At 72.4% G+C, this 21,756-nt stretch carries 19 protein-coding genes; 8 read left to right on the plus strand and 11 right to left on the minus strand.

Features of this window, described 5'->3' with window-relative positions; translation table 11 throughout:
* Positions 1–157: 157 nt before the first annotated feature.
* From AB0D34_RS29120 to AB0D34_RS29135, 4 genes are all read right to left on the minus strand, one after another.
* Positions 158–1,348 (minus strand): DUF2690 domain-containing protein, encoded by a 1,191-nt coding sequence (locus tag AB0D34_RS29120; protein WP_362666520.1) that lies wholly within the window; start codon positions 1,346–1,348, stop codon positions 158–160.
* A 217-nt stretch (positions 1,349–1,565) separates the two neighbouring features.
* Complete coding sequence (locus AB0D34_RS29125) at positions 1,566–2,039, minus strand: helix-turn-helix transcriptional regulator (RefSeq protein WP_362666522.1); 474 nt, start codon at positions 2,037–2,039, stop codon at positions 1,566–1,568.
* A 238-nt stretch (positions 2,040–2,277) separates the two neighbouring features.
* On the minus strand, positions 2,278–2,715 hold the full coding sequence (locus AB0D34_RS29130; RefSeq protein WP_362666810.1) for a DUF3017 domain-containing protein: 438 nt from the start codon (positions 2,713–2,715) through the stop codon (positions 2,278–2,280).
* A 514-nt stretch (positions 2,716–3,229) separates the two neighbouring features.
* Positions 3,230–4,084, minus strand: a complete 855-nt coding sequence (locus AB0D34_RS29135; protein ID WP_031053189.1) for a bifunctional methylenetetrahydrofolate dehydrogenase/methenyltetrahydrofolate cyclohydrolase — start codon at positions 4,082–4,084, stop codon at positions 3,230–3,232.
* A gap of 240 nt (positions 4,085–4,324) precedes the next feature.
* Here AB0D34_RS29135 and AB0D34_RS29140 point away from each other — a divergent pair, with 240 nt between their 5' ends.
* The 6 genes from AB0D34_RS29140 (at position 4,325) to AB0D34_RS29165 (ending at position 10,176) form a co-directional block, all read left to right on the plus strand.
* The gene (locus AB0D34_RS29140; RefSeq protein WP_362666525.1) at positions 4,325–4,969 is read left to right on the plus strand and encodes an RDD family protein; all 645 of its coding nucleotides are present in this window, start codon (positions 4,325–4,327) and stop codon (positions 4,967–4,969) included.
* A 140-nt stretch (positions 4,970–5,109) separates the two neighbouring features.
* Positions 5,110–5,850, plus strand: a complete 741-nt coding sequence (locus tag AB0D34_RS29145) for an FHA domain-containing protein (RefSeq protein ID WP_362666528.1) — start codon at positions 5,110–5,112, stop codon at positions 5,848–5,850.
* Positions 5,847–7,382, plus strand: a complete 1,536-nt coding sequence (locus AB0D34_RS29150) for a protein kinase (RefSeq protein WP_362666530.1) — start codon at positions 5,847–5,849, stop codon at positions 7,380–7,382. The genes AB0D34_RS29145 and AB0D34_RS29150 overlap by 4 nt, the downstream gene beginning before the upstream one ends.
* 100 nt (positions 7,383–7,482) lie before the next feature.
* Complete coding sequence (locus AB0D34_RS29155) at positions 7,483–7,740, plus strand: hypothetical protein (RefSeq protein ID WP_362666532.1); 258 nt, start codon at positions 7,483–7,485, stop codon at positions 7,738–7,740.
* Positions 7,741–7,940: 200 nt separating this feature from the next.
* Positions 7,941–8,390, plus strand: coding sequence for an ALF repeat-containing protein (locus tag AB0D34_RS29160; protein WP_362666535.1), 450 nt, complete (start codon positions 7,941–7,943; stop codon positions 8,388–8,390).
* 124 nt (positions 8,391–8,514) lie between these two features.
* Positions 8,515–10,176 carry a serine/threonine-protein kinase gene (locus tag AB0D34_RS29165; RefSeq protein ID WP_362666537.1) on the plus strand — a complete coding sequence of 554 codons (1,662 nt, stop codon included), beginning with the start codon at positions 8,515–8,517 and terminating at the stop codon, positions 10,174–10,176.
* Positions 10,177–10,204: 28 nt separating this feature from the next.
* Here the strand turns inward: AB0D34_RS29165 and purH are convergent, their stop codons facing one another.
* On the minus strand, positions 10,205–11,770 hold the full coding sequence (purH, locus tag AB0D34_RS29170; RefSeq protein WP_362666540.1) for a bifunctional phosphoribosylaminoimidazolecarboxamide formyltransferase/IMP cyclohydrolase: 1,566 nt from the start codon (positions 11,768–11,770) through the stop codon (positions 10,205–10,207).
* On the minus strand, positions 11,767–12,414 hold the full coding sequence (gene purN, locus AB0D34_RS29175; protein WP_362666543.1) for a phosphoribosylglycinamide formyltransferase: 648 nt from the start codon (positions 12,412–12,414) through the stop codon (positions 11,767–11,769). The genes purH and purN overlap by 4 nt, the downstream gene beginning before the upstream one ends.
* A gap of 282 nt (positions 12,415–12,696) precedes the next feature.
* Between purN and AB0D34_RS29180 the strand changes: the two genes are divergently transcribed.
* A complete protein-coding gene (locus AB0D34_RS29180; protein WP_362666546.1) occupies positions 12,697–13,506 on the plus strand; it encodes a hypothetical protein in 810 nt (269 codons plus the stop codon).
* Between the two features lie 13 nt (positions 13,507–13,519).
* Here AB0D34_RS29180 and AB0D34_RS29185 read toward each other — a convergent pair whose 3' ends face one another.
* The gene (locus AB0D34_RS29185) at positions 13,520–15,157 is read right to left on the minus strand and encodes a DUF6350 family protein (protein WP_362666549.1); all 1,638 of its coding nucleotides are present in this window, start codon (positions 15,155–15,157) and stop codon (positions 13,520–13,522) included.
* Between the two features lie 45 nt (positions 15,158–15,202).
* On the opposite strand from AB0D34_RS29185, the gene AB0D34_RS29190 reads away from it, so the two are divergent.
* Positions 15,203–16,093, plus strand: coding sequence for an RNA polymerase subunit sigma-70 (locus tag AB0D34_RS29190; protein WP_362666552.1), 891 nt, complete (start codon positions 15,203–15,205; stop codon positions 16,091–16,093).
* Between the two features lie 211 nt (positions 16,094–16,304).
* Here the strand turns inward: AB0D34_RS29190 and sucD are convergent, their stop codons facing one another.
* The 4 genes from sucD to AB0D34_RS29210 all read right to left on the minus strand — a co-directional run bounded on the left by sucD (position 16,305) and on the right by AB0D34_RS29210 (position 21,746).
* Positions 16,305–17,189 carry a succinate--CoA ligase subunit alpha gene (gene sucD, locus AB0D34_RS29195; protein WP_031047423.1) on the minus strand — a complete coding sequence of 295 codons (885 nt, stop codon included), beginning with the start codon at positions 17,187–17,189 and terminating at the stop codon, positions 16,305–16,307.
* Positions 17,190–17,210: 21 nt separating this feature from the next.
* On the minus strand, positions 17,211–18,389 hold the full coding sequence (sucC, locus tag AB0D34_RS29200) for an ADP-forming succinate--CoA ligase subunit beta (protein WP_031047425.1): 1,179 nt from the start codon (positions 18,387–18,389) through the stop codon (positions 17,211–17,213).
* A gap of 444 nt (positions 18,390–18,833) precedes the next feature.
* Positions 18,834–20,540 (minus strand): hypothetical protein, encoded by a 1,707-nt coding sequence (locus AB0D34_RS29205; RefSeq protein ID WP_362666555.1) that lies wholly within the window; start codon positions 20,538–20,540, stop codon positions 18,834–18,836.
* 177 nt (positions 20,541–20,717) lie between these two features.
* Complete coding sequence (locus AB0D34_RS29210) at positions 20,718–21,746, minus strand: hypothetical protein (protein WP_362666558.1); 1,029 nt, start codon at positions 21,744–21,746, stop codon at positions 20,718–20,720.
* Positions 21,747–21,756: the final 10 nt, after the last annotated feature.

The raw sequence follows: 21,756 nt of genomic DNA on the forward strand, positions 1-21,756 counted from the left end.
GCACGCACAGAAGAGGCGGCCGCCCGTCCGGGAGAGGGGGACGAAGGCGGCCGCCGTATGGGGGTACCGATTGCCGGACTCCCGTGGGGGTACGGTTCGCGTGCCCCCAATCCGGGAGCCCATGCACACTGCGAGAAGAATTACCTGCCTAGGGACCTCAGCCGGTGCACCCCTGCTGCCCGGAAGCCAGGGTCACGCACGCCTTGGCCTCCCCGGCGTCCTTCACAGCCACCATCGGCGTGTACGCGATCGTGTCCCCCGCCTCGGTGATACTCCCGCTCTGCTCGGACACCTTCCCGGCGGACACCTCGACCTTGTCCCCCTGCCCGGCCTGAGTGACCCGCCCCCACGCCGCCCCGCAGGTCTCGCTGTACCGCACCTCGACCACGGTCGCCCCCACACTCGCGGTCTTGGCGGTCGTCACCAGATCCCCGCTGCACCTCATGGCCTCGGCGTCCTTCCCGGTACACCCCGCACCACTGCACTTCACCCCGGCGGGCAGCGAGACGGACGCAGTGGCGGACGGCGACGGAGACTTCTCGGCCCGGTTCTTCTTGTCCCCGCCCGGATCGGTCAGGAAGAACACGGCGGCGACCACGACGAGCACTCCGACGACCCCCGCGAGGAACATCGTCAGCCGCCGCTTCCCCCCACCGGAACCACCGGAACCACCAGAGCCACCGGAACCACCGTCTCCCGGCCGCGCGTCCTGCGGCTGGTCGTACGGCCCGGGCGTCCCCGGCGTCCACCCCGGCCCGTCGGCCGAGGCAGGCGCTGAAGCGGGCGCGGCCGCGGCCGCAGCCGTACGCCCAGACGCCTGCGACGGCCCCTGATACCCGGCCACACCCCAGGAGTTGCCGCTCGAGGAACCGCTGTCGGCCTCCGCCGCGGTCGGCTGCGGCGGCACCGTGGGGGCGACTCCCGCCGGCCCCGCCACCCCCGGCGTCGCCGTCGCGCTGCCGCTCTTGCGCACCGTCTTGCTGCCCTTGGCGTTGGCGGGCGGCGTCCCGAACTCGCCGAGCGCGGCCCGCGCCTGGGAGATCCGGATGGCCTCCATGGTCATGTCGTGGCGCATCTCCGAGCGGCTCCAGGCGCGTTCGGCGAGCTCCCACATCGTCGTCAGGTGAATGGGACTGGCGCCGGTGACCTCGGCCAGGGCGACGATCGCGCCCTTCGGCGCGAGCAGCCGGCCGTTGAGATACCGCTCCCAGGACGTCTTGCTGTAACCCGTGCGGTCGGCGACGGCCGCGATGCTCAGGCCGCTGCGGTCCACGAGCCGCCGCAGCTGGCTCGCGAACTCCCTGACCTGCGGATCCATTTCATCGGGCAAGGCCCTCCAACGAGGCATTGCTCCCCCCTCTTTCCCCCCGGTCGGTGCTGGCTGTTCCCCGCTCTTCCCCCTGCCACAAGGATCTCAGCTTCCGGGGCGGGGGCGCACGGGAGCATCCGCAAGTTCGACACGTTAGCCGTGCTGTCGAACGGCTCCATATCAAATACGCAAACTTGTCGATACATCGTCACAGGTGGAACACACCGGAAATAACGACCGCCCCGACAGCCCCTGATCACCCAGACGCAACGGCACCGGCCACCCCGAGCATCAGCAGGAGCACAAGCAGCAGCGCGGCGGACAGCAGCAGGCGGTTCGTGCCGTGCGCACGCTCTTTGGCGGGCTCGTCCCACCACGGCAGCGTGGGATCGTCCTCGTACGTCCCGCCCTCCTCGCCCGCCTCGCCCTCCGCGGGCCGCGCGGGTGTCACGGGCCGGGGCCAGGCCTGGACCGCCAGTTCCCAGCGGACGGCGAAGCGTTCGGCGTCGGTGCCGTCGAGGCCGGCGATCCGGCACAGGGCGGCGACGGCCTGGCGGGGCGGGGGCTGGGTGGCGTTGAGATAGCGGTGCCAGGAGGACTTGCTGTACGCGGTGCGGGCGCCGAGCGCGACGAGGCTGAGCCCCGTGCGGTCCTTGAGCCGTCTGAGCTGCTCCACGAAGTGCCGTACCTCCGGGGGCAGATCGTCGGGCAGCGCCTGCCAGCCACTCATCGCCCACCTCCACGGCGTCCTCACCTGCTTCCAGGCAATTGACGACGTCAGAGGCCTGATCGGTTCCTTGTCCCGGGCCGGCTGTGGCACGTCACGCACACCTTGCCGGAACCGTCACGGCTGTGCCACAGCGGCCTGACAGCTGTTGAACAGGCTGTTCGGGGCGCGGGACCCTGGGGCGTGGCGGCGGGCCGTCCCTCATCGGGGGAGGGGACGGACCGCCGTCGTACGCGCGGGTTCAGCTGTTGCTGACCGTGAAGTGCAGGGTGTCCTTGAGGAACGGGATCACCAGCCACGGGTTCGGCTGCACCATCATCGCCAGCAGGACGATCGCGGTGCCGAGTCCGCCGTAGGTGGCGATGTCGGTGAAGCGGGAGCGCACGGCGAGCATGCCGACGTCCGGCAGCAGCCAGCGCAGCACGGCACCGGCGAGCAGGGCGACACCGATGAGCAGGGTGCCGACGCGGAACTGGTCGAGGGCGGTCAGCAGCAGTCCGAGCCCGACCGCGGCCAGCACGGCGAGCACCGGCCACTGCCGGGCGGGCGCCGGCGCGTCCCGCGGAGCGGCCCGGCCGCCGCCCTCGGGCCGCGCGGTGTCCTTGGTGAACAGCGGAAACCGGCGGGTGGCCCGTCGCGGCCGTCCATCGACATCGGGCGCGCTGATCGCATCCCGCACGACGACTTCGGCCTGCGCCTCGGGGTCCGGCGAACCGTCCGCCTGGGCATCGGCACCACCACCGGACCCCCGATCCGCCCGCTCCTCGGCCCCGGACGCCTCGACCACCGACTGCTCCTGACCTCCGGCACCGTCCACACCCGACGTCCGCCGCCCTGACGCCCCATCATCCGAACCAGCGCCCGCCACCTGCGCCCCACCCGAACCCACGCCGGCGGCTCGCGGCCCACGCGCACCACCCGACCTCACGCCCGGCTCCCGCGACGCCCCGGCCCCGTCCGAACCCGCACCCTCCACCTGCGCCCCACGCACCCGACCCGACTCCGCGCCCGCCGCCTGCGACACAGGCGCCCCACCCGAACCCACGCCAGCGGCTCGCGGCCCACGCGCACCACCCGACCTCACGCCCGGCTCCCGCGACGCCCCGGCCCCGTCCGAACCCGCGTCCGTCTCCTGAGAGCCCCGCGCCGCGGTCGCCCCTGTTGCCGCTCCCCGCTTCTCGGGGCCCCGTGCCTCAGCCGACACTGCGCTCCGCCGCCTCGACCACGTTGACGAGCAGCTGGGCGCGCGTCATCGGGCCGACGCCGCCGGGGTTCGGGGAGATGAAGCCGGCGACTTCGGCGACGCCGGGGTGGACGTCGCCCACGATCTTGCCCTCGGCGTTGCGGGAGACGCCGACGTCGAGGACGGCGGCGCCCGGCTTCACGTCCTCGGGGCGGATCAGGTGGGCGGAACCGGCGGCGGCGACGATGATGTCCGCGCGCTTGAGGTGCGAGGAGAGATCACGGGTGCCGGTGTGGCACTGGGTCACCGTCGCGTTCTCGCTGCGCCGGGTGAGCAGCAGCGGCATCGGGCGGCCGATCGTCACGCCACGGCCGACGACCACCACCTCCGCGCCCTTGATCTCGACGCCGTAGCGACGGAGCAGGGTCAGCACGCCGTTGGGGGTGCAGGGCAGCGGCGCCGGCTCGTTGAGGACGAGGCGGCCGAGGTTCATCGGGTGCAGCCCGTCCGCGTCCTTGTCCGGGTCCATGAGCTCCAGGATCCGGTTCTCGTCGATGCCCTTGGGCAGCGGCAGCTGGACGATGTAACCGGTGCACGCCGGGTCGTCGTTCAGTTCGCGGACGACCGCCTCGATCTCCTCCTGCGTGGCCGTTTCCGGCAGTTCACGCTGGATGGAGGCGATGCCCACCTCGGCGCAGTCCCGGTGCTTGCCCGCGACGTACTTCTGGCTGCCGGGGTCGCTCCCGACGAGGATCGTGCCGAGGCCGGGCGTGACGCCCTTCTCCTTCAGCGCCGCCACGCGGGCGGTCAGATCGGACTTGATCGCGGCTGCGGTGGCCTTGCCATCGAGAATCTGGGCGGTCATGCCCCCATCCTCGCGGATGACCCGGCCCCGGTTCCAATCCGGGTTCCCGCATGGCCCCGCCCAAGATCGGCAAGGTTGCACTTGCACAACACATACCGAATGAGGCTGGACAACAACACACCTGCCTAGAACCATGTCTGGCGCAGTATCGCGGTTGGTGTTCGGGGGGCAGACCGCTCAAACATGACGTTCCTCCGCGCAGTCCCGCATTGTCCCCAGCTTGGCCAACGGAGGATCACCATGAGTTTCGGCTCGCCCAACAACCCGTACGAGCAGCCGCAGAACCCCCAGCAGCAGCCGCAGCAGCCGGGTTACGGCTACCCCCAGCAGCCGCCCCAGCAGCAGCCCGGCTACGGCTACCCGCAGCAGGCACCGCAGGGCGTTCCGCCGCAGCAGGGCTACCCGCAGCAGCCGGGCTACGGCTACCCGCAGGCCCCGCAGGTCCCCGCCTCCGCCTACGGCTACCCGCAGCAGCCGGGCTACGGCGCACAGCCGCCGTACGCGAACTGGGGCCAGCGCTTCCTCGGCACCCTGGTCGACATGCTCGTGTTCGTGGTGCCGTACATCATCGTGGGCGTCGGTGCGGCCAACAAGACGGTGGCTCTGGTGATCATCGGCTACCTCGGCATCATCGGCATCGCGATCTGGCTGCTGATCATGGAGGGCCGTACCGGCCAGACGCTCGGCAAGAAGGCGCTCGGCATCCGTCTGGTGCGGGAGAGCGACGGACAGCCCCTCGGCGTCGGCATGGCCTTCGTCCGCCGGCTCGCGCACTTCCTGGACAGCCTCGCCTGCTACCTCGGCTGGCTGTGGCCCGCCTGGGACGCCAAGCGCCAGACGTTCGCCGACAAGGTCTGCTCGTCCATCGTCATCCGTACGAACTGACCACCGCTTCACCACAATTGACGGCGGATCGCCACGTCGCCTTCTCGCCATACTTCCCCCGGGGCCGTGTCACGTCGTGACACGGCCCCGGCGCGTCACCCACCCTGGCTCGTACACACGCGGGGACGGGGAGACGAACCGTGTACAGCATCATCGTGGTACCTCCGCCGACCACGGGGGACCGGACCGCACCCACCCAGCTGCGACTCGCCCCGGGCGAGCGGCTGACCTTCGGACGCGGCGCCGCCTGCGCGGTGCGCATCCCCCATGAGGGGGTGTCCCGAAGAGCCGGCGAGATCACCGCGCAGGGCGCGTTCTGGGCGCTGAGCAACCTGTCCGGGCGGCAGACGTACGTCGTGGAGAACCCGGAGGGCGCGGGCGAGCACATCAAGGTCGGGCCAGGGCGCCTGGACGCACCGGTCCCCTTCGAGTTCTCGCGGATCGTGCTGCCGGCCGCGGGCGACCTGATCGCCCTCGACGTGTGGGCGCCGCGCCACGACTATCTGCGCGCCGACGGCGACATCGAGGGCACGACCACCGCGCCCGCCTTCTCCGTCGACCGCTCCAAGCGCTACTTCACGGTCCTGGCCGCCCTGTGCGAGCCCCGGCTGCGCGGCGACCCGCACGCCCCGCTGCCCACCGTGGACCAGGTGGTGGAGCGGCTGCGCCCGCACTGGGCGGCCGCGTCGCGCACCTCCGTGCAGTGGAACATCGACTACCTGGCGGTGAAGCTGCGCCTCAAGCCCGGCCCGGAGGAGGCCGACCCGGGCCCGCGCCTGAACGGCAAGAAGGAGTCCCTGGTCTCCCTGGCGCTCCGCTTCGACCTGGTCCGCGAGGAGGACCTGGTGGTGCTGACCAAGGCCGGCGGGGTGGCCAGGTGACCGAGCCGTACGCCGTGCCGGTCCCCCGGGGCTACCGGGTGGGCGGCTGGGAGGTGCGCGAGCCGATCGCCACCGGGGCCTTCGGAAGCGTGTACGAGGGCCGCCGACGGGACGGGCAGCCCGCCGTGGCCGCCCTGAAGTTCCTGCCCACCGGCACCGGAACCCCTCGCCAGCTGTCCCATCTGCGCGAACTCGTCGACCGCGAACTGGAGTTGTACCGCAGACTCAGACGCCCCCGCCTGATCCGGATGTACGACACCCTCGTCGTCGACGACCCCGAGCGCCCGGAGCTGGACGGCGCCACGGTCCTCGTACTGGAGAAGGCGCAGACCTCGCTGGCGGCTCTCCTGGCCACCCGACCGCGCCCGCCGTCGGGCCCCGCCCTGCTCGCCCAGATCTGCGAGGGACTGGCCCAGCTGCACCGCGCGCACTGGGTGCACGGCGATCTGAAGCCCGCCAACGTCCTGCTGATGGAGGACGGTTCGGCCCGGCTCGCCGACTTCAACATGGCCGCGGAACTGGAGGGCACGCACGCCTACACCCCCGCCTTCTCCACACCCGACTACACCCCGCCGGAACTCCTGTGGGCGGAGATCGGCGAACGCGGCCGGCGGATCCGCCCCTCCGCGGACATCTGGGCCTTCGGTGTCCTCGCCCACCTGGTCCTCACCGACACCTTCCCGCTGCCCGGCGGCACCCCGACGGCCCGCCGGGACGCGGCCGCCACCTACGCCCGCGGCACCGAGGACCTGCGCCTGTCCCCCGAACTCCCGGACGACTGGCGGGAGATCATCGCGGACTGCCTGACCCGCACCCACGCCGAACGCGTCACCGTCGAACCGCTGCTGCGCCGGGTCGAGGCCGCCGCCGGGACCGCCCACTCGCCCCGGCCCCTCCTCGCGCACCGCCCGCGCCGTACGACGATCGCGGCGGCCCTGCTCGCCACCGGGGCGCTGACCGCGCTGGGCTGGGGCATCAGCGAGTGGACCTCCGAGGACCACCCGGCCGCCGGCGCCTCCGCCACGGCGTCGGTCACGCCCGCGATCTACGGCGCCGCCGAACTGCGTACGGACAAAGGCGTTCCGGCCGCCTTCCGGGTGCTGATCGTCGAGTCGGCGCACGACTGCGCGCAGGAGGACGTCACCCCGGCCCTGATCGCCGCCATGCTCAAGACGGAGAGCGACTTCGACCCGGACCTCTCGGACCCGGCCAACGACGAGTACGGCATCGCCCGTTGGACCCCGCGGGTGCTGCGGTACTGGATGAACGCGGACGGCACCCCCGCGGACACCGTGCCCACACCGCCCTTCCCACCCGCCGAGTCCATCCCGGCGATGGGCCGTTACCTGTGCTGGATCGCGCCCCGCCTGGACGCGGGTCTGCCGGGCGACCGAAGGGTGCTGATCGCCGTCGCCTACCGGACCTCCTACGACACGGTGAACGACGCGGGCGGGGTCCCCGGGAAGCACCGCGCCTACGCGGACCGCATCGCGCGGTTCCTCAAGGAGTACACCCCGCCCGGCGCGAAGTGACCCTGAGACTTCTCAGGTACCTCCCGGCGGGCCGGTCCCCCAGGGTGGACGCACGCCGCTTCGGCGGCACCACCACCGAGGTTCACCTGGGGGTATTGACGTGAACATCATCAAGCCCGCCGCACTGCTGCTCGCGGCCGGGGCACTGGTCGCCGGCTCCGCGGCGGCGGCGACCGCGGCCTCGGCTGAGCCGGACGGCACCCGCGTGACCGTCGTCACGGACGGCAACCGCGACTGGGCGGCTCCGGCGGACGACCGGGACCTCGCCACACCGGACGGCACGCGGGTGACCGGCGGCTATCACAGCGACGGCACCCGGGTCACCGGCGTCCAGCCCGACAGCACCCGGGTGACCTGACCCGGCGCAGGACCGCGCGGTCTCCGGCCCTTTCGGGGGAGGGCCGGAGACCGCGCCCGCCCGGACACGGCGACAACAAGCCGCGCGGAGTGGCTGATTCCGGTGATGATCCACGCCGTGATCGGAGCGAGGATGTCCACGTCAGCCGCAGCCACGGCTGACATTCCCGGTTTCCGACATCCACCCGGAAGGTCCCCCTCGTGAGACTGAAGCACGTCGTCCTGACCGCTGCGGCCGCCGCCCTGGCACCGGCACTGCTGCTCACCACCCCGGCCCTCGCGGCCGGCTCGGCTCCGACGTCGTCCGCCGTCGTGGTGACGGCATCCGCCGCGGACGACTATCCCGTCGACGAGATGTCCGACGACGACGTCCGGATCGCGATCCTGCGGATCATCGCCGACCCCGACACCGGCAAGGCCGTGCAAAGAGCCGCGCAGCGGGCCATGGACGGAACCATCGCGGACCAGCGGGCCTTCCTGAAGACCGGCCTCCGCCTGGCGCAGGCCGAGGACGACCGCGTCGCCATCGCCCGCATCCTCGCCGACCCCACCATCAGCGACGCTCTGCGCGCGGCGGCGGGAGCGGCCCTGGACGAGGACACACCGGAGGCGCTGCGGTACTTCCTGGAAGTCGGCCAGTACGAGGTGTAGGGCCGGGTTCCGCGGCCCGGTCCCGCCGTATCCCGGCCGCGCCCCCGCGCCGGACGATAGCCTCTCCCCGTCAACTGACGTGACATGAGAGCGCGTTGTGAACGAAGAGGCAGGTCGGGGGAGCGTGACAGACATACCGGGCGCGGGTGACACCGCGCTGCGGCAGACGGGCGCGGCGCCGCTGCTGCCCGCCGATCCCCGGCGGATCGGACCGTACGTCCCGCTCGGGCTGCTCGGCAGCGGCGGCATGGGCCGGGTGTACCTGGCCCGGCGGGCCGACGACGGCCCGGGGCTCGCCGCTGTGAAGGTGATCCGGCCCGAGTACGCCGAAGGCCCGGACTTCCGGCGGCGGTTCGAGCGGGAGGCCGCCGTGCACGGGCGGGTCCGTACCCCGCGCGCACCGCATCTGCTCGGCACCGGGTTCGACGACACGCTGCTGTGGATGGCCAGCGAGTACCTGCCGGGGCTCAGCCTCGCCGAGGCGGTCCGCGAGTGCGGGCTGATGGAGCCGGCCGGGGTGTGGCGGCTGGTGGCGGAGCTCGGTGAGGCGCTGTCGGCGCTCGCCGCCGCCGGGGTCGTACACCGGGACCTCAAGCCGTCCAACGTGATCCTGTCCCCGCGCGGCACGCACGTCATCGACTTCGGCATCTCGCACGCCGTCGACAGCAGCGCGATCACCACGACCGGCAACCGGGTCGGCACCCCCGCCTACATGGCGCCCGAGTACCTTCGCGAGGGGCGCTGCGACGCCGCCTCCGACGTCTTCTCGCTTGGCTGCACGCTCGTCTACGCCGCCACCGGGCACGCCCCGTTCGGCGACGGAACCGGCGTGGACGTCATGCACCGGGTCGCCTTCGAGGCGCCCGACGCCGAGGTCATGGCCGAACTGACGGAGACGGACCCCGCGTTGGCCGGGCTGCTGGCCGCCTGTCTCGCCAAGGACCCCGCCGGGCGCCCCACCCCGCGGCAGCTGACCGACGCCGCCACGGCCGCCGGGCACGGCCGCGCCGCCAACTGGCAGGAACCGCTCGCCGGCCGGATCCGCGACCGGCAGCAGGGGTGCGCGGTGCTGGAAGGCATGCCCGTCCGGGAAACCGGCCTCTTCCGCACGCCCACCGAGCCGGTGCTCTCGCCGCCTGCCGCGGGGAGCGGGGGGAACGGCAAGCGCAGAAGGCCCCTTCTGGCAGCCGTGGCGGGCATCGCCGTCGGGGCCGTGGCCGTCGGCGCCTTCCTGCTCACCCGCCCGGGCCTCGACTCCCCGGCCGCCGCCGCCCCCACGAGTGTCGGCAGCGTCACCGCCTCCGCCACACCGACTTCCGCCGCGCCCAGTTCCTCCGCCTCGCCCTCCGGCAAGGACGCCGGCGAGAAGAAGAAGGACAAGGACAAGAGCGAGGCGCAGACGGCCGCCGCCCCCGATGAGAGCAGCAGCGCGCCGGAAAACACGCCGACCCCGACCGCCACTCAGGGCGGCAGCACCGCCCCCACCCCCACCCCCACGGCCACGGTCACGAAGACCGCGTCGGCCCCGGCCACCCCGGCGTGGATCTCCGGCTGCACCTACTACTCCGGCACCGAACTCACCGACTACGGCGACACCGGCCAGCGGGTCGTGCAGGTGCAGTGCATGCTGACCAAGCGCGGCTACAGCGTGGGGAGTTCGGGTGTGGACGGCGAGTTCGGCAGGGACACCCAGTCGGCGGTCAAGCAGTTCCAGAGTGCGAAGGGGCTGGAGGTGGACGGCCAGGTGGGGCCCAACACGTGGGCGGCGCTTCGCAGTTCCACGTAGCGCCGCCCAGGTCGGTGTTCCGGTTCCGTCAGTGGAAGAAGTGCCGCGTCCCGGTGAAGTACATCGTGACGCCGGCCTTCTTGGCGGCCTCGACGACGAGTTCGTCACGGACCGAGCCGCCCGGCTGGACGACCGCCTTCACACCGGCCTCCAGGAGGACCTCCAGGCCGTCCGGGAACGGGAAGAAGGCGTCCGAGGCGGCGTACGAGCCCTGCGCCCGCTCGGCACCGGCCCGCTCGACGGCGAGCTTCGCGGAGTCGACGCGGTTGACCTGGCCCATGCCGACGCCGACCGAGGCGCCGTCCTTGGCGAGGAGGATGGCGTTGGACTTGACGGCCCGGCAGGCCCGCCAGGCGAAGGCCAGTTCGGCCAGCTCGTCCGCGCTCAGCGCCTCGCCGGTCGCCAGCGTCCAGTTCGCCGGGTCGTCGCCCTCGGCCTGGAGGCGGTCGGTGACCTGGAGGAGCGCGCCGCCGTCGATGGGCTTGACCTCGGCGGGGTGCGCGGGCGCGGCCGGGGCCTTCAGGACGCGGATGTTCTTCTTCCTGGCGAGGGCCTCGAGGGCGCCGTCCTCGTAGTCGGGGGCGACGATGACCTCGGTGAAGATCTCGGCGACCTGCTCCGCCATCTCCCGGCTCACCGGCCGGTTGACGGCGATGACGCCGCCGAAGGCCGACAGCGGGTCACACGCGTGTGCCTTGCGGTGCGCCTCGGCGACGTCCGAACCGACCGCGATACCGCAGGGGTTGGCGTGCTTGATGATCGCGACGGCCGGCTCGGTGTGGTCGTAAGCGGCACGGCGCGCGGCGTCCGTGTCCGTGTAGTTGTTGTACGACATCTCCTTGCCGTGCAGCTGCTCGGCGTCGGCGAGGCCGACGCCGCTCCCGTCGACATACAGCGCGGCGGGCTGGTGCGGGTTCTCGCCGTAGCGCAGGGTGCTCTTGCGCTCCAGGGCGGCGGCGACGAACTCGGGGAACGGGGACTCGTCGGCCGGGGCGTAGGCGCTCGCGAACCAGCTCGACACCGCGATGTCGTACTCGGCGGTGTGCCGGAAGGCCTCGGCGGCGAGGCGCTTGCGGGTGGCGAGGTCGAAGCCGCCGTCCTTGACCGCGGCGAGGACGTCGCCGTACCGCGCGGGGCTGGTGACGATCGCGACGGACGGGTGGTTCTTGGCGGCCGCGCGGACCATCGACGGGCCGCCGATGTCGATCTGCTCGACGCACTCGTCGGGGGTGGCGCCGGAGGCGACGGTCTCGCGGAACGGGTAGAGGTTGCTGACCACCAGGTCGAACGGCTCGATGCCCAGCTCGGCGAGCTGGTTCCGGTGGTCCTCCAGGCGCAGGTCGGCGAGGATGCCGGCGTGCACGCGCGGGTGCAGGGTCTTGACGCGGCCGTCCAGGCACTCGGGGAAGCCGGTGAGCTCCTCGACCTTGGTGACGGGGACGCCGGCGGCGGCGATACGGCCCGCGGTGGAGCCGGTGGAGACGAGTTCGACGCCGGCTTCGTGCAGCCCGCGCGCGAGATCTTCCAGGCCGGTCTTGTCGTAGACGCTGACGAGCGCCCGGCGAATGGGCCGCTTGTTGCTCTCGGCGGTCACTGGATAACTACCTTTCGTCCCTCAATGCGATAGCCGTTGCGGGCGAGCCGCCCCACGACCTCGACGAGCAGTCTTCGCTCGACTTCCTTGATGCGCTCGTGCAGAGCGCTCTCGTCGTCCTCGTCCCGGATCTCCACCACGCCCTGGGCGATGATCGGTCCGGTGTCGACGCCGTCGTCGACGAAGTGGACGGTGCAGCCGGTGACCCTGGCGCCGTACGCGAGCGCGTCGCGCACACCGTGGGCCCCCGGGAAACTGGGCAGCAGTGCGGGGTGGGTGTTCACGAACCGCCCGCCGAAGCGGGCGAGGAACTCCTTGCCCACGATCTTCATGAACCCGGCGGAGACGACGAGGTCGGGTTCGTGGGCGGAGACGGCCTCGGCGAGGGCGGCGTCCCACTCCTCGCGGCTCCCGTGGTCCTTGACCTTGCACACGAAGGTCGGCAGCCCGGCCCGCTCGGCCCGCGCGAGCCCCTCGATGTTCTCGCGGTCGGCGCCGACGGCCACGATCTCGGCGCCATACGCTTCGGGCCCGGTCGTCGCGATGGCGTCGAGGAGCGCCTGCAGGTTCGTACCGGATCCGGAGACCAGTACGACCAGGCGCTTGACCGGCTCGGCCTGCTCGGCCACGGGCTTGGCGGCCACGGCGGGGCCCTTTCTCGGGGGTGCGTCTTCTCGCGGCCGGCGCTTGTACATTCATACGAACGCTTCGGGCCCGGGGATACGGGGAAGCCTACGAAGCGGCCGACCGTCAGCAACGATACCGGCACACCGGGCGGCCCCCGTGGGACGGGGGCGTGGCCGGAAGGTAGCGTCTGCACGGAGCCGGTCCGGGAACGCGGGTGCTGTGCAGTGCGTTCACGGAGTGACGGCTCACGCCGGACGCTTCACGTACTCGACGGACTCCAAGGGGAAGACGCTCACTTGATGCCGGACCGCAGTCTGCGACTCCTCACGCTCGCCCAGCAGTCGGTGCAGGGAGGCGAGCGCAGCGGCGTGCTCCTGCGGGAGCAGCCCGCCTCGCCGCCGGACGCGCCTTCCTCCGACTCCTCCGACTCCTCCGACAAGAAGAACGGTCAGGGGGGCGGGGCCGGGAAGGACAACCCCTTCGCGCCGCCGCCCGAGGGCACCCCGGACCGCCCGTGGCAGCCGCGCCGCCCTGAGGGCTCGGAGGACGGCCAGGGTCAGGGCGAGGGGAACAGCGGCTACACCCCGTGGGGCAGCCGGTGGAGCGACCGCCAGCCCGGTCGCTCCGACAGCGGCTTCGGCGACCGTCCGGGCAGCGGCGGGTCCGGAGGCGGCCCGGAGAACCAGGGGAATTCGGGTCCGGGCCCGCGCTGGGACCCCACGGATCCCAGCCAGCGCCGCGCCCGCTACGCCCTGCTCTCCGGCATGTGGGCCTTCTTCTTCGTCCTGTTCGGCTGGCCGTCCGTGGGCCTGCTGCTGGGCGCCCTGGCCCTGTACTGGGGGATCAGCGCCCTGCGCGCCAAGCCCCGCACCCCGGACCCCGACACCCCGGTTCCGCCCCAGTCGGCCCGCCCGCAGACCACGGCAGCGGTGAGCGGCCTGGTCACGGCCTCCCTGGCCATCATCTTCGTGGCGGCGAGCTTCACCGCGAGGCTCGTCTACGACGACTACTACACCTGCACCAACGACGCCCTCACCAACCAGGCCCAGCAGTCCTGCTCGGACCTGCTCCCGAAGGAACTCCGGGGCATGCTGGGCGCGAACAGCTGACCACCGGCGGGAGTCAGTCGGTGGGCGGGGATTTCTCCGGGGACTTCTCCGGGGAGTCCGCCTGCGGCAGGGACGCCTCCTTCAGCGCGGCCCAGCGGGTCTCGCGGGACGCGTCCTCGTACCAGGGCGTCGGCCCCGCGGGCGGTTCGGTGGGCAGGAAGTCGTACGGCTCATAGGTGTCGCCCTGGTCGTAGGGGAGGACGCTCCGCGAGACGCCCTCCTGCGCCGGAACGGTCTCGGGCTCCACCGGTCCGGCCACGGATTCGTCCGCTTCGTCCGCCTTCCTGCGGCGCGAGAAGACGCTCCCCACCGACGACACCCGCCCCCGCAGGCCGCCCCGTGTCCGGCCCCGCCAGGCCCGCACCCCCAGCGCCACCGGCACCCCCGTCCCCGCGATCCACACCAGGGCCGCACCGCCCACCTGCCACCACACCGGCCCGAACCGGGCCAGCGCGCCCACTCCGAGCGCCCCGCCGGCCAGCGCGGCCAGTACGGCGACCGCACCCGCGCACAGCAGCCCCGCCCAGCAGGCGGCACCCGCGGTCCTGCGCCGGGTCCAGTCCGCGCCGGCGGCCCGCCCCACGAACCACCCAACGACGACACCGGCCACCACCGGCACGGCCCCCGCCGCCCAGTGCACCGGCTCCCCGACTCCCGCCTCCGGCACCGCCGCCAGCAGCGGAAACGGCGGCAGCAGCGGCGCGGGGTCCGACGACAGCGGGCCGACGACATGCCCGGCGCCGAGCACGAACCCGGGCCCGACGGCGTAACCCACCGCCCACACCGCCGCGTTGGGCACCAGCGTCAGACACAGCAGCAGTACGGCGAACCGCCCCGACCACCCCTCCGTCAGCTGCAGGAACGACCCGCGCGTGGCCACGCCGTGCACCACCAGCGACACCCCGAGGAGCACCGCCCCGCCCCCGACGAGGGCGGCGACCCCGGCCCCCGCGGCCCGCGCCGCGACTCCGAGCCGGGCCCGTGCGTCCACGCCGAACAAGAGCCGTCGCAGCCCGGCGGGCAGCAGCACCAGGGCGCCGTCCACCGCCTCGGAGGGGCGGCCGTACGCCGTCCACACACCCGTCCCGGCCGCACCCATGGCGACGATCGGCAGGCACGCACAGGTCCACCCCCAGGAGGGCCGCAGCGCCCCGCCGGACGCGTACAGCGCGGCGGCCGCGCCGACCGCGAGGTACCCGAGCACGACTCCGGCCCATGCCGTCCCGGGGGAGGCGGGTGGCGGCGGCTCCTGCTCGGAGGCTCCGGCCCCCTCGGCGTCCTCGGACTCCCCGGAGGCCACGTCCCGCGCCGCCCGGTGCACCAGCCACAGCGGCATCGCGAGCAGCAACAAGGGGGTCACCCCGACGGGCGCCGGGACCCCGGAGAGCGTGTCCGTGCGCACCAGTTCCGCCCCGTGCGCGAGCAGCCAGAGGGCCGCGGCCACGTGCAGCGCGCCGCCGGGACCGCTGTCGGGATACGGCGAACTGATCCACAGCACCGTCACGAGCACGGCGAACGAACCGAGCCCGAGCCCGGCGGCCACCGCGCCACCCAGGAGGCCGGCGGCCAGGCCGGGCGTCCGGTCGCGCAACCGGGTGAGCAGGGGCGACAACGACGTGCGGCGAGCGGTCATCTGGATCACGTCCGCCATGCTCCCAACGACACGCGCTTTCTCGTCGTAACGGGCGGACCTCCGATGTGTCGCCCAATATATGACTATGTACTTTTTCGTACGCAGGGGTGTCCTGTGACGGTTCCTCAGCAGGAGCACGAGGAGCTCCCGGCCACCCTCCTGACACCCGCTCAGGCCTTCGACGCGCTGTACGCGTTCTGCTCCCCCGCCCTCGTCCGGCAGACCTTCCTGCTCACCGGGCGCCGCGAACTCGCCCGCGAGTCGGTCGAACGGGCCTTCCAACTCGCCTGGCAGCGCTGGCCCGAGGTGGCGGTGGACCGGGACCCGGCCGGCTGGGTGCGGGCCATGGCGTACGAGTACGCACTCTCCCCCTGGCACCGCTTCCGCCCCCGCCACCGACACCCCGAGGCGCCGGTCGCCGACCCCTCGGACCGCGCGCTGATGGCCGTACTCCTGAAACTCCCGCCGCCACAACGACGCACGCTCCTGCTGTACGACGGTGTCGGCCTCGATCTTCCGGAGACGGCGGCGGAGACGGAGGCGAGCACGCCGGTGACGGCGAGCCGGCTGCTGCACGCGCGCTCGGCGATCGCGGCACGGCTGCCCGACCTGGCCGAACCGTCCTGCCTGCACGAGCGGCTGACCTCGCTGGCCGCCGCGGAACGTCTGCGTGCCGCGAGGCCGTCGGCGGTACGGACGGGGAGTGAGCGTCGGGCCCGCTTGTGGACCCGGGCGGCGATCGCGTTCACGGTCGCCCTGATCGGCACGACTGCGCTGACCCTGCGGACGGCTCCGACGCACTATGAGCCGCCGATCGCGCCGGGGGCGGAGGTGGAAGGGGTGCCGGCGCGCGTGGGGCGGGGTGCGTTGTCGGAAGCCGAGGTCTCGCTTCGTGAGAAGTTGCGGGAGGAGACGGCTAGCGGTCCGGAGAGGTTGGTGCCACTTGCTGACTAGCGGCGGAGTGCGGGCCGGTGGGGGTTGGTCGGGCAGTTCCCCGCGCCCCTGAAAATGGGTCCAGTCGAGCTCTTCAGGGGCGCGGGGAACTGCGCGACCAACCACGACGCATCCGCACCCGCTCGACGACCCACCGCGGCACCCCCGAACGCGCCGTTGGGCCCGCCCCGAGCAACGGAGCGAGCCCAACGACGTTCAGCTAGGTACCTGTTCAGCCGGCGAGGATCTCGCGCGCCAGCTTGGCCGTCTCGGTCGGCGTCTTGCCGACCTTGACGCCGGCGGCCTCGAGGGCCTCCTTCTTGGCCGCAGCCGTGCCGGAGGAGCCGGAGACGATGGCGCCGGCGTGGCCCATGGTCTTGCCCTCGGGCGCGGTGAAGCCCGCGACGTAGCCGACGACCGGCTTGGTCACGTTCTCCTTGATGAAGGCCGCGGCCCGCTCCTCGGCGTCGCCACCGATCTCACCGATCATCACGATCAGGTCGGTGTCGGGGTCGGCCTCGAACGCGGCGAGCGCGTCGATGTGCGTGGTGCCGATGACCGGGTCGCCACCGATGCCGACGGCGGACGAGAAGCCGATGTCACGGAGCTCGTACATCATCTGGTACGTCAGCGTGCCGGACTTCGAGACCAGGCCGATGCGGCCCGGCTTGGTGATGTCGCCCGGGATGATGCCGGCGTTCGACTGGCCCGGGGTGATGAGACCGGGGCAGTTCGGGCCGATGATCCGGGTCTTGTTGCCCTGGGACACGGCGTACGCGTAGAACGCGGCCGAGTCGTGGACCGCGATGCCCTCGGTGATGACGACCGCGAGCGGGATCTCGGCGTCGATCGCCTCGACCACGGCGGCCTTGGCGAAGGCCGGCGGTACGAAGAGGACGGATACGTTCGCGCCCGTCTTCTCGATCGCCTCGGCGACGGTGCCGAAGACCGGGATCTCGTTGCCGTCGATGTCGACGGACGTGCCCGCCTTGCGGGGGTTCACGCCACCGACGATGTTCGTGCCGTCGGCCAGCATGAGCTTGGTGTGCTTCATGCCCGTGGCACCGGTCATGCCCTGGACGATGACCTTACTGTCCTTGTCGAGGAAGATAGCCATGGCTTGTCTGTCCCTCTTCCCTTACTTCGCAGCCGCGAGCTCGGCGGCCTTGTCGGCCGCGCCGTCCATGGTGTCCACGCGCTGCACCAGCGGGTGGTTGGCGTCGGAGAGGATCTTGCGACCCAGCTCGGCGTTGTTGCCGTCGAGGCGGACGACGAGGGGCTTGGTGACTTCCTCGCCCTTGTCCGCGAGCAGCTGCAGCGCCTGCACGATGCCGTTGGCGACCTCGTCGCAGGCGGTGATGCCGCCGAAGACGTTGACGAAGACCGACTTGACGTCGGGGTCGCCCAGGATGATCTCCAGGCCGTTCGCCATCACGGCCGCGGACGCGCCGCCGCCGATGTCGAGGAAGTTGGCGGGCTTGACGCCACCGTGCGCCTCACCGGCGTACGCGACGACGTCCAGGGTGCTCATGACGAGACCCGCGCCGTTGCCGATGATGCCGACCTCGCCGTCGAGCTTGACGTAGTTGAGGTTCTTCTCCTTGGCGGCGGCCTCCAGCGGGTTGGCCGCGTCCTTGTCCTGGAGGGCCTCGTGTCCCGGCTGACGGAACTCGGCGTTCTCGTCGAGGGAGACCTTGCCGTCCAGGGCGATGACCTCGCCGGAGGCGACCTTGGCCAGCGGGTTGACCTCGACGAGGAGGGCGTCCTCCTCGATGAAGGTCTTCCACAGGGTGACCAGGACGTTCTCGACCTTGTCGGCGACCTCGGCCGGGAAGTTCGCGGCCTCGACGATCTGGCGGGCGACCTCGGGGGTCACACCCACGTTGGCGTCGATCGGCGTCTTGGCGACGGCCTCGGGGCGGGTCTCCGCCACCTCCTCGATCTCCATGCCGCCCTCGACGGACGCGATGGAGAGGAAGGTGCGGTTGGCACGGTCCAGGAGGAAGGAGACGTAGTACTCCTCCACGATCTCCGGGGCCGTCTCGGCGATCATCACCTTGTGGACCGTGTGGCCCTTGATGTCCATGCCGAGAATGTTGGTCGCGTGCTCCACGGCCTCGTCGGCGGTGGCGGCGAGCTTCACGCCACCGGCCTTGCCACGGCCGCCGACCTTCACCTGGGCCTTGACGACGGACTTGCCACCGAGACGCTCAGTGGCTGCGCGGGCCGCCTCAGGCGTGTCGATGACTTCACCGGCCAGCACCGGTACATCGTGCTTGGCGAAGAGGTCCCTCGCCTGGTACTCGAACAGGTCCACGCGCTTCCGTCCCTATCAGTGATCTCGCGGTTCGTTGTCTGCGTGGGCGTGCCGCGAGGGCAACGTGACGTCCGACCGGTGTCTGTCACAAGGGAGGCGCACACGGTGTCCGAGCGCGCGGCATGTCCGTCTCGCAGGTTATCGCTGCTTGCGGGAGGCCCCTAAATCGAGGGTCACACCTGAGCGGTGATACCTGTCACATGATGCCGTGCTCACTGGCACGGCGTGCCGCGTGTGAGGGCGAGGGGCAGGGCCTCACCGGGGCGGGGTTGTCCCGGTGAGGCCCCTTGTACAGCCCCTTCTCCGTGTTCTTCAAGGGGCCTGGGCGGTAGATCCCCACCCCAATGGGGACCTCTTCGCCCTGTCCGTGAAGTTCCGGCAGGACAGACCGACGGCTTTCGGCCGTCCGGGGTCCGTCACCTCACGGAGTCGGTCGGGAGGAGGTCAGGCGCGGTACGGAAGGTCCCGCGCGTAACCCGGGGTGAGGGACTCGGCCACGCCCTGGACACCGGTGACGGCGTGCCCGGCGAGCGGCCCCGCGGTGTCCTGGACGGTCCCGGTCAGGTCGCCCGCGAAGGGACCGACCTGCCCGGCGACGGGAGCGGCCTCGCCGACGACGCCGTACGCGAAGCGGCCGACCTCGCCGGTGACGCCGTACGCCGACGTCGTGGCGCTGTCGGCGACCGGCCGCACCGTCCGGGTGACGGTGTCGACGACGGGCTGGACGGCCCCGGTGACACCGTGCGCGAAGGCCGGGACCTCGCCCGTGACGCCGTACGCCAGGTCGGTGGTGTGGCCGGTCACGCCGTACGCGAGCGGCGCGACGTCGCCGACGACTCCCGTCGCGAAGGGCTCGACGTCGCCCGTGACGCCCTGGGCGAGGGTGGCCGCGTCCGCGACGGCCTGCCCGGCGACCGGGACCACACCGTGCACGGCGGTGTTCACGACCGGGGGCAGCACGGCGTCAGTGGTGTCCTGGGCGACCTGCCCGACTAGCCCGGTGGCGTAGGGCGGCACGTCGGCGACGACACCGTCGACGACCGGCAGCACGCCGGAGACGGTTCCGGTGGCGTAGCCGGCCACGCCGTCGGGGAGTTCCGCGACCCCGGCGACCGCGTCACCGACCAGCGGGTCCACGCCCCGCACTGCGCCGCCCACGACCGGGGACACGTCCCCGACCACCCCGTACGTCAGCGCGGTCGCCGCGCCCACGGCATGCCCAGCGGTCTGCGCGACACCGGTGAGGGCGCCCGCGGCGACCGGCGTGACACCGTCCACCGTGCCGGCGGCGAGCCGGGTCACGCCGCCCACGGTCGTCCCGACGGTCGGCGCGACATCGGTGACAGCGGCCCCGGCGACGGGCCCGACCCCGCCCACCGCCTGCCCTGCGACCGGCAGCACGCCGTCGGCGGCGGAGCCCACGACGGGCGGGACGGCGGCGGCGACCGTCTGGTCCACGACGGGGGTGGCGGTGGCGGACAGGTCGGCGATCCGGCCCTCCGTGCCGGTCACCGTGCCCTGCGCGGTGCGGCCCGCGCCGGCGTGCAGCTTTGTCTGGGCGCCGGCCAGGACCTGCTCCAGCTCGGGGGCGAAGGCGGAGAGGGGGCCGAAGAGGTAGTCGATGCCGTGCCGGGGTTCGGTGGGCGCACTGGGTGCGGCGGGCACGGCTGGCACGGCGGGCACGGTGGATGCGGTGGATGCGGTGGATGCGGTCACGTCGGATGCCTTGCCGGCGGCGGCCTTCGCCTCGGCCTGTGCGGCGCGCGCCGCCTTCGCGCCCTGGATGGCCGCGGCGCCCTTCACCTTGGATGCCTTGGCCTTGGCGACCTGGGACACCTGCGGGACGGTGACCTTCGCGTCGACGTGACGGCGGACCTGCGCGGTGGTGTCGGTGACGGCCGAGGCCGGGTCGGTCACGTCCTGCGTCACCGTGCCGGTGACTCCGGAAACGGTGTCCGTGACGTCGGAGACGGTGGTGGTCGCATCGGTCGTCGCGTCGGACGCGGTGTCGGACGCCGTGTCCGAGACCGTGTCCGACGTGGAGAGGGAGGTGGCCGGGAGCTCGTCCGCGCTGGCCACGGCGGAGCCGAGCGCCCATGCACCGGTGACACCGGCGGCTATGACGATGGAACGGCGGATGTTCTTGTTCATGAGTACGTCAGATCCCTGGATCTTGGGGTGCCTGGAGAGGCAAGGGGGACATCCGGAGCCACAGGGCTCCAGGGGGATCCGTCCGGAGAGAGATCTAAGGAGATCTGGGGGGTGTCCGAACGGCTGGGGCAGATCTGTTCCGCCCCCGCGCGACAGGTCGGCGGGGGAAGGCCTGCCCTAGCCGGGGAAGACTGGGATGTCCCGGTGCCTGTCCCGGGTCCCGGCCACATCGACGCCCGCGGCGGCACCGGGCACGAGCCGCACCGGCGTCCGGTGGTGCGCGGTGATGGCATGCGCGTCGCCGTGCCGCGACGAGCCGTTGTCCACTGCCGACCTGCCACCCAGGGCCCCGCTCGGGTCCTCGGCGGGCGCCCGGTGCACGGGCGCCTGGGCGGTGGGGGTGCCGCGATGGGCGGAGGTGTGCGCAGCGGCCTCGGTCACGGTGCCGTCATCGGCGAACCGCGGCCCGTACCCGGCACCGCCACCCACGGAGCCCTCGACATCGGCCGGCTTCGTCGCCGCGTCGCCGGCCGACTGGTGCTGCGGCAGGGGCATCGAGGTGACCGGCGCGGGCAGGGTCCGGACCGGGACCTCGGGCAGACCCGGCACCGTGGGGACACCGGGCACCGTGGGCAGGGTCGGCCACGACGGGGACGCCGGGAACTTCGGGAACTCCGGGAACTCTGGGTACGTCGGCAACTCAGGCAGTTCGGTCAGCGGAGGTATCCCGACCGTCCCGGTCAGTCCCGTGGTCACCGTCTCGACCAGATCACCGACCGGCTGTACGACACGGTCGCCCACCGTCCCCACGACGTTTTCGACGACCGGACGGAGGACCTTGTCGTCGTCAGCCGGGCGAGGGATTACGTCGGTGAGCGGGCCGCTGCTCCGGCCGGGCTCGGAGGCAACAGGCCTGCGGGCGCTGCCCTTTGCCGCGGCCGTGTCTTCGCCCGTGGCTGTATCTGTGCCCGTGGCCGTGGCCGCGCCCGTCTCCGTGGCTCTCGGCTCGGTCGGCGCTTTCACCAGCTGACCGATCGTCCTGCCCGGCAACGCTTCGACACCGTCCGCCGCGTGCGCCTGCTCCCCGCAGAGGAAGCCGAGCACGAACAACCCGCCCACCAACAGCCCGACCTGCAGCGCACGCCTTCCGGCCGCCGTGCGCAGGACACGCACAACGGCACCGGGAAAGGCTGCTGACCAGGTCAAGAGAGGACAG

It is taken from the genome of Streptomyces sp. NPDC048420 (assembly GCF_040651535.1).
GTDB lineage: Bacteria > Actinomycetota > Actinomycetes > Streptomycetales > Streptomycetaceae > Streptomyces.

Excerpts from the sequence above, each read along its gene's own strand:
- AB0D34_RS29120 (WP_362666520.1), bottom strand. The coding sequence starts at position 1,348 with ATGCCTCGTTGGAGGGCCTTGCCCGATGAAATGGATCCGCAGGTCAGG.
- AB0D34_RS29125 (WP_362666522.1), bottom strand. The coding sequence starts at position 2,039 with ATGAGTGGCTGGCAGGCGCTGCCCGACGATCTGCCCCCGGAGGTACGG.
- AB0D34_RS29135 (WP_031053189.1), bottom strand. The coding sequence starts at position 4,084 with ATGACCGCCCAGATTCTCGATGGCAAGGCCACCGCAGCCGCGATCAAG.
- AB0D34_RS29140 (WP_362666525.1), top strand. The coding sequence starts at position 4,325 with ATGAGTTTCGGCTCGCCCAACAACCCGTACGAGCAGCCGCAGAACCCC.
- AB0D34_RS29180 (WP_362666546.1), top strand. The coding sequence starts at position 12,697 with ATGCCGGACCGCAGTCTGCGACTCCTCACGCTCGCCCAGCAGTCGGTG.
- AB0D34_RS29185 (WP_362666549.1), bottom strand. The coding sequence starts at position 15,157 with ATGGCGGACGTGATCCAGATGACCGCTCGCCGCACGTCGTTGTCGCCC.
- AB0D34_RS29190 (WP_362666552.1), top strand. The coding sequence starts at position 15,203 with ATGTGTCGCCCAATATATGACTATGTACTTTTTCGTACGCAGGGGTGT.
- sucD (WP_031047423.1), bottom strand. The coding sequence starts at position 17,189 with ATGGCTATCTTCCTCGACAAGGACAGTAAGGTCATCGTCCAGGGCATG.
- AB0D34_RS29205 (WP_362666555.1), bottom strand. The coding sequence starts at position 20,540 with ATGAACAAGAACATCCGCCGTTCCATCGTCATAGCCGCCGGTGTCACC.